This is a genomic window from Aeromicrobium sp., assembly GCF_036676885.1.
Taxonomy (GTDB): Bacteria; Actinomycetota; Actinomycetes; order Propionibacteriales; family Nocardioidaceae; genus Aeromicrobium.
This window is the reverse complement of the sequence record NZ_JAKFCB010000241.1, coordinates 1-12,587: the sequence shown is the minus strand read 5'-3', so window position 1 is coordinate 12,587 and position 12,587 is coordinate 1. Positions and strand designations below refer to the sequence as shown.

12 protein-coding genes are annotated in these 12,587 nt (G+C 67.5%); 7 read left to right on the top strand and 5 right to left on the bottom strand.

Annotated elements, in window-relative coordinates; all coding sequences use genetic code 11:
• Positions 1–255 (bottom strand): nucleoside-diphosphate kinase (locus V6M46_RS10840; protein WP_332664752.1); only part of this gene is annotated, 255 nt, incomplete at its 3' end.
• 104 nt (positions 256–359) lie between these two features.
• Between V6M46_RS10840 and V6M46_RS10835 the strand changes: the two genes are divergently transcribed.
• From V6M46_RS10835 to V6M46_RS10815, 5 genes are all read left to right on the top strand, one after another.
• The gene (locus V6M46_RS10835) at positions 360–2,027 is read left to right on the top strand and encodes a glycoside hydrolase family 13 protein (RefSeq protein WP_332664750.1); all 1,668 of its coding nucleotides are present in this window, start codon (positions 360–362) and stop codon (positions 2,025–2,027) included.
• Between the two features lie 103 nt (positions 2,028–2,130).
• Positions 2,131–3,411: an extracellular solute-binding protein gene (locus V6M46_RS10830; protein ID WP_332664748.1), complete on the top strand. Its 1,281-nt coding sequence runs from the start codon at positions 2,131–2,133 to the stop codon at positions 3,409–3,411.
• A 15-nt stretch (positions 3,412–3,426) separates the two neighbouring features.
• A complete protein-coding gene (locus tag V6M46_RS10825; RefSeq protein ID WP_332664746.1) occupies positions 3,427–4,356 on the top strand; it encodes a carbohydrate ABC transporter permease in 930 nt (309 codons plus the stop codon).
• 1 nt (position 4,357) lies between these two features.
• Positions 4,358–5,185: a carbohydrate ABC transporter permease gene (locus V6M46_RS10820; protein WP_332664745.1), complete on the top strand. Its 828-nt coding sequence runs from the start codon at positions 4,358–4,360 to the stop codon at positions 5,183–5,185.
• Positions 5,186–5,188: 3 nt separating this feature from the next.
• On the top strand, positions 5,189–6,352 hold the full coding sequence (locus V6M46_RS10815; RefSeq protein ID WP_332664744.1) for an ABC transporter ATP-binding protein: 1,164 nt from the start codon (positions 5,189–5,191) through the stop codon (positions 6,350–6,352).
• A gap of 56 nt (positions 6,353–6,408) precedes the next feature.
• Here V6M46_RS10815 and V6M46_RS10810 read toward each other — a convergent pair whose 3' ends face one another.
• Genes V6M46_RS10810 through V6M46_RS10795 form a run of 4 tightly spaced genes read right to left on the bottom strand, consistent with a single transcriptional unit; the run spans position 6,409 to position 9,609 of the window.
• Positions 6,409–7,263, bottom strand: coding sequence for a chromosome partitioning protein ParB (locus tag V6M46_RS10810; RefSeq protein WP_332664743.1), 855 nt, complete (start codon positions 7,261–7,263; stop codon positions 6,409–6,411).
• Between the two features lies 1 nt (position 7,264).
• The gene (locus V6M46_RS10805) at positions 7,265–7,891 is read right to left on the bottom strand and encodes a metallophosphoesterase family protein (RefSeq protein WP_332664740.1); all 627 of its coding nucleotides are present in this window, start codon (positions 7,889–7,891) and stop codon (positions 7,265–7,267) included.
• A gap of 39 nt (positions 7,892–7,930) precedes the next feature.
• Positions 7,931–8,263 carry a DUF4233 domain-containing protein gene (locus V6M46_RS10800; protein WP_332664754.1) on the bottom strand — a complete coding sequence of 111 codons (333 nt, stop codon included), beginning with the start codon at positions 8,261–8,263 and terminating at the stop codon, positions 7,931–7,933.
• Between the two features lie 5 nt (positions 8,264–8,268).
• Positions 8,269–9,609, bottom strand: a complete 1,341-nt coding sequence (locus tag V6M46_RS10795) for a bifunctional folylpolyglutamate synthase/dihydrofolate synthase (RefSeq protein ID WP_332664738.1) — start codon at positions 9,607–9,609, stop codon at positions 8,269–8,271.
• Positions 9,610–9,785: 176 nt separating this feature from the next.
• Between V6M46_RS10795 and V6M46_RS10790 the strand changes: the two genes are divergently transcribed.
• Together V6M46_RS10790 and V6M46_RS10785 are read left to right on the top strand one after the other, a co-directional pair.
• Positions 9,786–11,903 carry an MMPL family transporter gene (locus tag V6M46_RS10790; RefSeq protein ID WP_332664735.1) on the top strand — a complete coding sequence of 706 codons (2,118 nt, stop codon included), beginning with the start codon at positions 9,786–9,788 and terminating at the stop codon, positions 11,901–11,903.
• A gap of 85 nt (positions 11,904–11,988) precedes the next feature.
• On the top strand, positions 11,989–12,587 hold a 599-nt coding region (locus V6M46_RS10785), incomplete at its 3' end, for a class I tRNA ligase family protein (protein ID WP_442880498.1).

Genomic DNA, 12,587 nt, shown 5'->3' with positions numbered 1-12,587 from the left:
TACGACCGAGATCGCCTCGTCACCCTCGAGCACCAGCGCGACCAGCGGGCCGGAGATCGCGAACTCGCGCAGCGGCGGGTACCACGGCTGGTCGACGTGCTCGGCGTAGTGGGCGTCGGCCTGGGCGGCATCGATCGTCCGCTGCTCGAGGGCGACGATCGTGAGTCCCTTGGACTCGAAGCGGGACAGGATCTGGCCGGTCAGGCCGCGGCGTACGGCGTCGGGCTTGATCAGGACGAGGGTGCGTTGCGACATGGCCAAAACCTATCCTGCGCCGCCGCGGGACCGACGTGGACGCCACTTCGGCCCCTGCGTACGTTTGTGTCGGCACCATCCCCGGCGCTCGGAGGGAGACGTTCATGGCGGGCTCGAACGACCAGTGGTGGCGCGACGCCGTGATCTACCAGGTCTATCCACGGTCCTGGGCCGACTCGAACGGTGACGGGATCGGCGACCTGCCCGGCATCACCGCGCGGCTCCCCCACCTGGCGGACCTCGGCGTCGACGCGATCTGGCTCTCACCGTTCTACACGTCGCCGCAGCACGACGCCGGATACGACGTCGCCGACTATCGCGACGTCGACCCGGTCTTCGGTGACCTCGCCGCGTTCGACGAGCTGACGGCGCGGGCCCACGGGCTCGGGCTCCGGGTCATCGTCGACATCGTCCCCAACCACTCGTCCGACGAGCACGTGTGGTTCCGGGCAGCGCTGGCATCGCCGCCAGGCAGCCCCGAGCGCGCCCGCTACATCTTCCGGGACGGTCGCGACGGCGGCGAGCAGGCGCCCAACAACTGGCAGAGCCTCTTCGGAGGTCCGGCCTGGACGCGGGTCACGGAGTCCGACGGCTCTCCCGGTCAGTGGTACCTGCACATGTTCGACACGACCCAGCCCGACTTCGACTGGACCAATCCGGAGGTCCGGGCCGAGCTCGAGGACGTCCTGCGATTCTGGCTCGATCGTGGGGTCGACGGCTTCCGCATCGACGTCGCACACGGGCTCGTCAAGGCCGACGGGCTGCCCGACGCCGACCTCGACCACGACCGGCATGCCGACACGACCAGCCTGGCGCCGATGTGGGACCAGCCCGGCGTGCACGAGATCTACCGCGGCTGGCGCCGGATCACCGACTCGTACTCGTTGGAGGGCCAGGACGCCGACCGCATCCTCTGCGCCGAGGCCTGGGTGCTGCCCGCGGAGGCGCTCGCGCAGTACGTCCGCGAGGACGAGCTCCACCAGTCGTTCAACTTCGAGTACCTCATGACCCCGTGGCTGGCGGCGGACCAGCGGGCCACGATCACGCACTCGCTCGCCCAGGCCGAGGCGGTCGGCGCACCGCAGACGTGGGTTCTGTCCAACCACGACGTCGTACGCCATGCGACCCGGCTCGGCTACCCGCAGCTTCCGGGCCTCCAGAAGATCGAGGGCATCGGCGCCGACGACCCACAGCCGGATGCCGCGCTAGGGCTGCGTCGCGCCCGCGCAGCGACCACCGTGATGTTGGCACTGCCCGGCTCCGCCTACCTGTTCCAGGGCGAGGAGCTGGGTCTCCCGGAGGCGACCCGCCTCCCCGACGAGGTACGTCAGGACCCGACGTTCGCCCGCACCAACGGCGAGTCCACGGGCCGCGACGGCTGCCGCGTACCGGTGCCGTGGGAGGGCGGCGTGCCGTCGTACGGCTTCGGCCCCGGCGACCAGTCCTGGCTCCCGCAGCCGCCCGAGTTTGGCGTGCTCGCAGCGGATCGCCAGCGACATGTCGCCGGCTCGACCCTCGAGCTCTACAGGACGCTGCTGGCCGTACGACGTGAGCTGCGGCTCGGACGAGGCTCGCTGACCTGGCTCGAGGATCATCCCGAGGACGTCCTGGCGTTCACGGTGACCTCGACGAAGGGCTCGGTGACGGTCCTCGCCAATCTCGGAGCGCTGCCGCTGCCGTTGCCCGACGGCGCCTCGGTCCTTGCCTCCAGCCAGCCTCTCGAACCCGGAGCGCCGCTCGGCACCGACGAAGCGGTGTGGTTGCAGCCCTGACGTTCGCACCGGTTGCGCTCCTCCGGCCATCCCGTTAAGTTCGATTCGTCCCTGTGATCCACATCACGTGTGCGGATCGCTGAGGGACCGGATTGGGGGAGGAATGGCCGTACGTCCGATTCGTAGAGTCGCCGCAGGCATCGCCGCGGCGGCACTGTCCATGAGCGTGCTCGCCGCCTGCGGCGGTGACTCCGGCAAGCCGGTTCTCACGTGGTACATCAACCCCGATCCCAACCCTCCGCCAGACTTCAAGGGGACGTTCGGGCAGGCCGGCATCGCCGAGCGCTGCAGCAACGACGAATACACGATCGAGACGCAGATCCTGCCCCAGAGCGCGACCGAGCAACGCATCCAGCTGCTCCGGCGGCTCGCGGCAGAGGACAAGGCCGTCGACCTGATGAGCCTCGACCCCGTGTTCACTGCCGAGTTCGCGGACGCCGGCTACCTCGCCAAGCTGCCGCAGGAGCTCTCCGACGGGATGCTCCAGGGCGCGATCGACGGGGCGAGCTGGGACGGCCAGCTCGTCGTCGCCCCGCTGTGGGCGAACACCCAGATCCTCTGGTACCGCAAGTCGATGGCCGAGAAGGCCGGCCTCGACATGACCCAGCCGGTCACCTGGGACCAGATCATCGACGCCGCCTCGGACCAGGGCGGCAAGGTGGGTGTCCAGGCCAACAAGTACGAGGGCTACGTCGTCTGGATCAATGCGCTGCTGCAGGGTGCCGGCGGCGCACTCTTGTCCGACACCGAGGCGGGCGCCGACGCAGAGGTCACCGTCGACTCCGAGGCGGGACGAGAGGCTGCCAAGGTGATCGCCAAGCTGGCCAAGTCGCCCGCCGCCGAAGCCGATCTCTCGGTGTCGAACGAAGGCACCGTGATCGGTCCCTTCGCCAAGCCCGGTGGCTTCATGGTCAACTGGACGTTCATCTACAACACGGTCAAGCCCGACACGGCAACGTTCGAGGACCTGGGATACGCGCGCTACCCCGAGACGGTCGCGGGTGAGGAGTCCAAGCCCCCGATCGGCGGTATCAACGTCGGCGTCAGCAAGTTCACCGACGACCGCGAGGCCGCCCTCAAGGCCGTCGAATGCATCACCTCCGAAGAGAACCAGGTGACGTACGCGGTCGAGACCGGGAACATGCCGGCCCGCGAGGCGGCGTACGAAGATGCCGGGCTCCGCGAGCAGTTCCCACCCGAGCTGCTGACACTGTGGCTCAACAGCATCGACACGGCAGGGCCGCGACCCCCGTCGCCCTACTGGGGCACGATCGTCGGAGCTGTCCTCAACAAATGGCATCCGGCGAGCTCGGTCGGCGATGGGACGCCGAAGCAGTCGGCGTCCTTCATCAAGAACGTGCTCAGCGGCGATGCACTGCTATGACGAGGGAAGGCGACCATGACTGAGACGGCGACCGAGACCCAACCGGGTCCCCCCGCGACGTCGGACCGCAGCCGCGCGGAGAACCGGCTGGGTTGGAAGCTCGTCGCGCCCGCGGTGTTCGTGATGCTGCTGGTGACGGCCTACCCCATGTTGCGGGCCCTGTACCTGTCGTTGTTCCAATATCGGCTGACGGCACCCGACGACCGCGAGTTCGTCGGGCTGTCCAACTACATCACCGTGCTCAGCGACTCGGTCTGGTGGCGTGACGTCGGCGTCACCGTCTTGATCATGGTGGTGACCGTGGCGGTCGAGCTCGTGATCGGCTTCGCATTCGCCATGGTGATGCACCGCATCGTGTTCGCCCGCGGAGTCATCAGGACGTCGATCCTCATCCCCTACGGCATCATCACGGTCGTCTCGGCGTTCGCCTGGCAGTTCGCATTCAGCCTCAACAACGGATTCGTCAACGGCTGGCTGCCGGGCGTCGGAGCCGACTACAACTGGTTCGGCGGCACCTGGTCGTCACTGACCGCGATCTGCATGTCGGAGATCTGGAAGACCACGCCGTTCATGTCGCTGCTCCTCCTCGCGGGCCTGTCGCAGGTCTCGGAGGACATGCTCGAGGCCGCCAAGGTCGACGGGGCGACGTGGTGGCAGCGGCTCTTCAGGGTGATCCTGCCGAACATGAAGGCGGCAATCATGGTCGCCGTGCTCTTCCGGGCGCTCGATGCGTTCCGGATCTTCGACAACATCTACATCATGACGAGGGGCGCGCAGAACACCGAGTCTGTCTCGTTCCTGACCTACCGCCAGATCATCGAGCAGTTCGAGCTCGGCATGGGATCCGCACTGTCGGTGCTGCTGTTCCTGTCGGTTCTGCTGCTGGCCTTCCTGATCGTGAAGCTGTTCAAGGTTGATCTGGCCTCGGCACGAGGGGAGGGCTGAGATGAAGCGCATGGGAATCTCGCACTGGATCGGTGCGGTCGCGATCTTGGTGTGGTGCCTTCTGCCGATCGCCTGGGTCGTGTCACTGTCGTTCAAGCCCGTCGCGGAGACGGCTGCCGGCAGTCCCCGGTTCTTCCCCAAGGACCCCACGTTCGACGTCTACAAGGACGTGCTGCAGAACGACGACTTCCTGCTGGCCCTGCGCAACTCGTTCGGGATCTCGATCATCGCCACGGTCCTCTCGGTCGCGATCGCGACGCTGTGTGCCTACGCGATCGCCCGGCTGGACTTCTCCGGCAAACGGCTCGTCCTGACGATCGCCCTCGCGATCGCGATGTTCCCGGTCGTGTCGCTCGTCGGTCCGCTGTTCGACCAGTGGCGCCTGTTCGGCCTGTTCGACACCTGGCCCGGCCTGATCATCCCCTATATGTCCTTCACGCTGCCGCTGGCCATCTGGACGCTGACGGCCTTCTTCCGCGAGATCCCGTGGGAGATGGAGCAAGCCGCCCAGGTCGACGGCGCCACTGCGTGGCAGGCGTTCCGGAAGGTCATCGTCCCGCTCGCGGCGCCCGGCGTCTTCACCGCAGCGATCCTGACCTTCTTCTTCGCCTGGAACGACTTCGTGTTCGGGATCTCGCTCACCTCGACGACCGCCGCGCGGCCCGTGACCGCGCAGATGGCGTTCTTCGTCGGGCCCGACCAGTTCAACCCGCCCGTGTCCACACTGGCGGCCGCGGCGGTCATGGTCACCGTACCGATCGTCGTCCTCGTCCTGTTCTTCCAGCGCAAGATCGTTGCCGGCCTGACCGCCGGCGCAGTGAAGGGTTGATCCATGGCTGCCATCGAGATGAAACACATCGTCAAGAAGTACGGCGACGGCTTCCCGGCCGTCAATGACGTCAGCATCGACGTCGCCGACGGCGAGTTCATGATTCTGGTCGGACCGTCGGGATGCGGGAAGTCGACGCTCCTGCGGATGATCGTCGGACTGGAGGACATCACCTCCGGCGACATGCTGATCGGCGGTGAGAAGGTCAATGACCTGGCCCCGCGCGACCGCAACCTGTCGATGGTCTTCCAGAACTACGCGCTCTACCCGCACCTCACGGTCTACGAGAACATCGCGTTCCCGCTCCGTCTGCAGAAGATGAGCGACAAGGAGGTCGACGAGAAGGTCCGCAACGCCAGCAAGACGCTCGACCTCGACGAGCACCTGCAGCGCAAGCCCGGCAACCTGTCGGGCGGCCAGCGCCAGCGGGTCGCGATGGGCCGGGCGATCGTGCGCGAGGCCAAGGCATTCCTGTTCGACGAGCCGTTGTCCAACCTCGACGCCAAGCTCCGCGGCCAGATGCGCACCGAGATCGCCCGCCTGCAGAAGCGTCTCGGCATCACCACGGTCTACGTCACGCACGACCAGACCGAGGCCATGACTCTGGGCGACCGCGTGGCCGTCATGAAGCGCGGTGTGCTGCAGCAGCTCGCGACGCCGCGCGAGCTCTACGAACAGCCGGTCAACCTCTTCGTCGCCGGCTTCATCGGCTCGCCGCCGATGAACTTCCTGCCGGCCACGGTCGAGGGCAACCAGGTCACCCTGCCGTTCGGGACGTTCACGATCCCCGCCGCCAAGGCTGAGAAGACCGCCGGCAAGGGTCTACTGATGGCCGGCATCCGCCCCGAGCACTTCGAGGACGCCTCGGTCATGCAGGCCGGAGCAGCGGACCCGACGCGTACGTTCAAGGCACGCATCGACGTCAAGGAGTGGCTCGGCGACCAGCAGTACGCCTACGTCCCCTACGAGGCCGAGGCCAAGGTGCAGGACCAGCTCAAGGAGCTGGCGCGGGAGGCCGACAGCGACTCACTGCGCACGCAGCTCGTTGTCTCGCTGGACTCCGACAGCAAGGTCAAGGAGGACGACGAGGCGACGTTGTTCATCGACACCGACAAGATGCACTTGTTCGACCCGTCGACCGGAGAGAACCTCACGGTCGGCCTCTGACGACCGTACGTTCGACAGGCTCCAGGACCGTCGGTCCTTGAGCCTGTCGAAAGGCCTCAGCGCTTCTTCTTGCCCTTGCTGGTGACGGCTTCCATGACCTCGGCGTTCCACTCGTGCTCGCGGATCAACCGGTAGCGCTCGCACGCCACGCGCAGGTAGGCCTCGGCGGGTCGTTCGTCCTCGCCGCGCACGCCGGCCTCCTCGATCATCTCCACGACCGGCCGGAACTCCTCGGCGTACCAACGCGCCGCCATCGTCGGCTTGTCCATGTAGGCACCCTCGGCGTGCATCGTGCGCGCACCCCAGGCCTCGACGGTCTCGGCGATGACGCCGTAGTCGAAGGGTTTGTTGACGGCCACCGCTGCCCGCGCCTCACCCGTGAACGGGACGCGCTCGAGCATGAGCCGCCGCCAGAACTTGAGCTCGAGGTCGGCGCGTGCATTGATCCCGACCGGGGCCAGGAACGTGTCGATCGCCGTGACACGGGCCTCGATGAGGTCGAGTCCCAGGCTCCGGGCGACCGAGACCCGATGGTGCCCGTCGCTGACGAAGTAGTAGTCGCCGACCTGGTAGACCTCGATCGGCGGGATGACCTCGCCGGTCCGGCTGGCACGGGCGAGCCGCTCCCAGCGCTGGCGACTGCGGGCTGATGTGGGCCGGAACCGCCGGTCGAAGTCGCGAACCTTGTCGACCGATCCGACGATGGCATCGAGCGGGATGACCTTGGTGCCGGCGTAGTGCTCGGCCCGCCGCCCCAGGGCCTCCACCACCTCGTCGAACGACATCGTCTGCACGACGTCGTCGGTGTCGTTGCGCAGTCGCGCGGCGAGGCTCGACAGGACCTGCAACCGTCGCGCCCGGATGAAGTCGCTCTCGGCGTCGACCCGAGCTGATCCGGAGTCACGCACCATCTCAGCCTCGCCTTCCCGATCCTGCGACCGCGGGAGTCGGGGCCGCCTCGATCTCGATCACGTGCCACGGAATCACATTGCGGATGGTTGTCGGCCCGAGCTGCCGGTCGGGCTTGTGCATGCCGTACGGATGGATGTGGCCATGCAAGTGCCACGCCGGGCGCATGGACTCGAGGACCCGGTGGAGCGCCGAGATGCCGACGTGACAGGGGTCGGGCTCGTCGCCCAGCCCGAGCGGGGGCGCGTGGGTCAGGAGCACGTCGACGGGTCCGGCCTTTCGGGCTTCCTTGAGAAGCCGGCGGGCACGGCGGTCGTACTCGCGCTGGGTGTACTGGTGGGGGCCCTCGTTGTAGCGGACGCACCCGCCGAGCCCGGCTATCCGCAGGCCACCGATGTTGAGCACGCGCCCGTCGAGGTTGTCGAAGCCCTGGGGCCCCTGGCCATCTTCCGTGCTCGGATCGTGGTTGCCCGGCACGAAGGCCGCCGGGGCGTCGATCAGCGAGGCGAGCGTCTCGAGGTAGCTCCAGGGCAGGTCACCGGCCGCGAGGACGAGGTCGACACGCAGGTCGCGCACCCGCGACTCCAACGCGTGAACCTCCTCGTCGGCAACGACCAGCACATGAACCATGACGTCGACATTAGCCCTGAGAGCCTTCTGGCACACCCCTCAGGGTTCGCCGGCCTCCCGGGCCCAACGTGCCTTGTCCTCCTCGATGCGCTTGCCCAGGAAGAACGCGCCGAACCACAGGGCCGCGAAGATCGCCCCGATGAAGAACATGATCGTGACGAGGAACCCGAGCCCGATCGCGCCGACCTGGATCGCGTGTCCGACCAGGTACGCCTGAGGGCGCCGCAGCGAGCCCGCGGTCAGGATGCACAACACCGCGAGACCGAGGCCTGACGAGAGCGCCAGCGGCGTGCTGACGTCCTCGACCGAGATCATGACCGGCACGGCCAGCGCCAGGATCACCGCCTCGAGGGTCAGCATCGCGGCGCACATGCCCCTCACGCCGGTGTCCCTCCGAAGAGCACCCGCGCCTCGCCGACCGTGATGACCGAGCCGGTGACCAGCACCCCGCCGCTGCCGATCGCGTCCTCGTTGCTCTCCGCGGAGTCCGCCATGCCCACCGCCCGCTCGATCGCGTCGTCGAGTCGCGGCACGAGGATGACGCGCTCGGCGCCGAAGACGTCCTCGGCGATCTCGGCCAGCTCGGCGGCCGGCATCGACCGGGGCGTGCTGTTCTGCGTGCAGACGATCTCCGCCATGACCGGCTCGAACGTCCGCAGCATCTCCTCGACGTCCTTGTCGGCCATGACGCCCACGACCCCGATCAGCGGGCTGAACGTGAACGCGTCCTGCACGGCCTCGACGGTCGCCTGCGCGCCGTGCGGGTTGTGTGCCGCGTCGAGCAGCACGGTGGGGCTGCGCCGTACGACCTCGAGCCGGCCCGGCGAGGTGACCTGGGCGAACGCCTCGCGCACGAGATCGGGGTCGAGCTCCTTGCTGCCGGTGAACGCCTCGACGGCCGCCAGCGCGTACGCCGCGTTGTGCGCCTGGTGCGTGCCGTGGAGCGGAAGGAAGATGTCGGAGTAGGCCGACGCGATGCCCTGCAGGTCGACCTGCTGTCCGCCGACCGCCGTCGCGCGGTGGTTGACGCCGAAGTCGATGCCCTCCCGCAGAGCGATCGCGCCGACGTCGACCGCGCGCCGCATGAGGACGTCCATGACGGCAGCCTCCTGCTCGGCGATGACGACGTGCGAGCCGGGCTTGATGATGCCGGCCTTCTCGACCGCGATGACCTCTGGGCGGTCGCCGAGGTAGCGCTCGTGGTCGATGCCGATCGGCGTGATGATCGAGACCTGCCCGTTGGCGACGTTGGTCGCATCCCACGACCCGCCCATGCCGACCTCGATCACGGCGGCATCGACGGGGGCGTCGGCGAACGCCGCGAAGGCCATCGCGGTGATCATCTCGAAGAACGACAGGGGGTGCTCCGACGAGTCGTCGACGATCTGCGCGTACGCGGCGACGTCAGCGAACGCGTCGACGAACAGCTCCTCCGACAAGGGCACGCCGTCGAGGCAGATGCGCTCGGTCATGGACTGCAGGTGAGGGCTGGTGAAGCGTCCGGTCCGCAGGTCGAGCGCACGCAGCAGAGCGTCGACCATGCGGCTCGTGGACGTCTTGCCGTTGGTGCCAGTCAGGTGGATGACCGGGTAGGCCTGCTGGGGGTCTCCGAGCAGCCGGCACACGGCCGCGATCCGGTCGAGGGACGGCTCGAGACGCGTCTCGGGCCACCGGCCGAGGAGCGCGCGCTCGACCTCCGCGTAGGTGGGTGTGGTCATCGCCACCCATTGTCGCAGGGCGTCAGGGACGCCTCAGGGTTGACACCCATGGCGCTTCTGTCGGTGCATTACGACATGATGTAGTCATCGTGTCTCGCGTACCTATCAGGCGCGCACGGGCATGTGCAGTCACCGTGTCTCGCGTCCCGATCGGACGCTCACCCGAGGAGAAACGCATGAACCGCCAGATCGCGGGCTGGATCGCCCACCGCTGGGCCAAGTGGGTCACTCTGGTCGTCTCACTGATCATCATCATCGGCATGGCCGTCCTGGGCTTCAAGCTCACGAGCGTCCAGGAGAACGACATCGCCGCGTGGCTTCCCGGCGACGCCGAGTCGACCAAGGTCATCCAGAAGTCTTCGGCCTTCTCCGACCCCGACAGCGCCGCTGCCGTCGTGCTCTATGTCCGCGACTCCGGCATCACGCCCGCCGACCTGGCGAAGGCCACGGCAGATGCCGCGGCATTCGCCAATGTCGAGCTGGTCGATGACAACGTCGTCGGTCCGATTCCGTCCCAGGACGGCAAGGCACTCCAGGTCATTCCCAACATCAAGATGGGCGACGACGGCTGGGACAAGCTCCCCGGTGCCGTCGAGGACATCCGGGACGTCGCAGACAAGAACACCGACGGACTCGACGTCCAGATCGCCGGTCCCGCAGCGCTGGGCGCCGATCAGGCAAAGGCGTTCGAAGGCATCGACGGCATCCTGCTCCTCTCGGCACTCGGCGTCGTCGTCATTCTTCTGCTCCTGACCTATCGCAGCCCCGTGCTGTGGCTGATCCCCCTGCTCTGCGGTCTCTTCAGCGTGCTGACCGCCCAGGGCGTGGTGTACGTCCTGGCCACTGGCTTCGGGCTCACGGTCAACGGACAGAGTGCGGCGATTCTCAGCATCCTGACGTTGGGCGCCGGCATCGACTATGCGCTTCTACTCGTCGCTCGCTACCGCGAGGAGCTGCGTCACTACGCGGACCGGCACGAGGCCATGGCACACGCCCTGCACCGCGCGGGCCCGGCCATCATCGCCAGCGGTGCGACGGTGATCGTCGGCCTGCTGTGCCTCATGTTCGCCCAGATGAACTCCACCAGCAGCATGGGTCCGGTCACCGCGGCCGGCATCGTGGTCGCCCTGATCATGATGATGGTCCTCCTGCCGGCCATGCTGGTGATCTTCGGCCGCTGGGTGTTCTGGCCGTTCATCCCGCACTTCGGCGACCCGGAGCGTAACGAGTCCGGCGTCTGGGGTCGGGTCGGCAAGGGCATCGCCAAGCGTCCACGGTTCGTGTGGGTTGCGACCGCCGTGATCCTTGGCGCGTTCTCGCTCGGCGTCTTCCAGCTCGATGCCAATGGTCTGACCAACGAGCAGAGCTTCACCAAGGACCAGCCGTCGATCGCCGCTGACAAGGAGCTGGCCAAGCATTTCGACGCCGGCGCCGGCTCGCCCATCGCCGTCGTCACCAACGCCGACAAGGCAGAGGACGTCAAGACAGCATTCGCCGCGGTCGACGGCATCGATCCTGCCTCGGTCGAGGTCAAGGGCGATGCCAAGGGCGTCGCCTACCTCGAGGGCACGCTGACTTCGTCTCCGGACTCGACCGAGGCCTTCGACACGGTCGACCGAGTTCGGGACGCCGTGCACGAGGTCGAAGGTGCCGATGCGTTGGTCGGTGGCAACACGGCGATCAACAAGGACGTGCAGGAGGCCTCTGCGGCGGACAACAAGCTGATCATCCCGATCGTGCTGATCGCGGTGTTCTTCATCCTGGCCATCCTGCTGAGGGCTCTCGCGGCACCGCTGATCCTGCTCGTCACGGTCGTCCTGTCGTTCGGCGCGGCCATGGGCATCGGTGCGCTGGTGTTCCGCCACGTGTTCGACTTCGCCGGCGCGGACTCGTCGTTCCCGCTCTTTGCGTTCGTGTTCCTCGTGGCGCTGGGCATCGACTACAACATCTTCCTCATGACGAGAGTCCGAGAAGAGTCGTTGAAGTTCGGCACCCGGCGCGGCGCGCTCATCGGGCTCGGGGCGACGGGCGGGGTCATCACCTCCGCGGGGCTCGTCCTGGCCGGCACCTTCGCGGCCCTCGGTTCGATCCCGATCGTGTTCCTGGCCGAGCTCGGCTTCGTGGTGGCGGTCGGTGTCCTTCTCGACACGATCATCGTCCGTTCGGTGCTCGTGACAGCGCTCAACCTGGACATCGGTCGCCACATCTGGTGGCCGAGCCAGCTGGGCAAGAAGGAAGACGTCCCGGTCAGCCAGGCCGGCGACGACGCGATCAAGTCCACGGTCGACGCCTAGCACCAGCAGTCGGCGTCGCGGGTCACTCCGGTGGCCCGCGACGCCGATGCCGAGGCGCTGAGCCCCCCGCCTAGACTTGCCTGCTGTGAACACAGTCCCGGAGAAGCCCGTCCTCGAAGGCCTCGAGGCCACCTGGTCCGCCCGCTGGGCCGAGCTGGGCACCTACACGTTCGACCGTACGAAGACCCGCGAGGAGATCTTCTCGATCGACACTCCCCCGCCGACAGTCTCCGGCTCGCTCCACGTCGGCCATGTGTTCTCCTACACGCACACCGACCTCATCGCGCGCTACCAGCGCATGCGTGGCAAAGAGGTGTTCTACCCCATGGGGTGGGACGACAACGGCCTGCCGACCGAGCGCCGGGTCCAGAACTTCTACGGCGTGCGGTGCGACCCCTCGCTGCCGTACGACCCGAACTTCACGCCTCCCGAGAAGCCGGACGCCAAGAAGCAGGTGCCGATCAGCCGGCGCAACTTCGTCGAGCTGTGCAACGAGCTGGTCGATGAGGACGAGAAGGTCTTCGAGCAGCTGTGGCGCACGCTCGGACTCAGCGTCGACTGGTCGCAGCAGTACACCACGATCGGCGACGAGTCCCAGACCGTGTCGCAGCGCGCCTTCCTGCGCAACGTGGCCCGCGGCGAGGCGTACCAGCAGGACGCGCCGACGCTGTGGGACGTGACCTA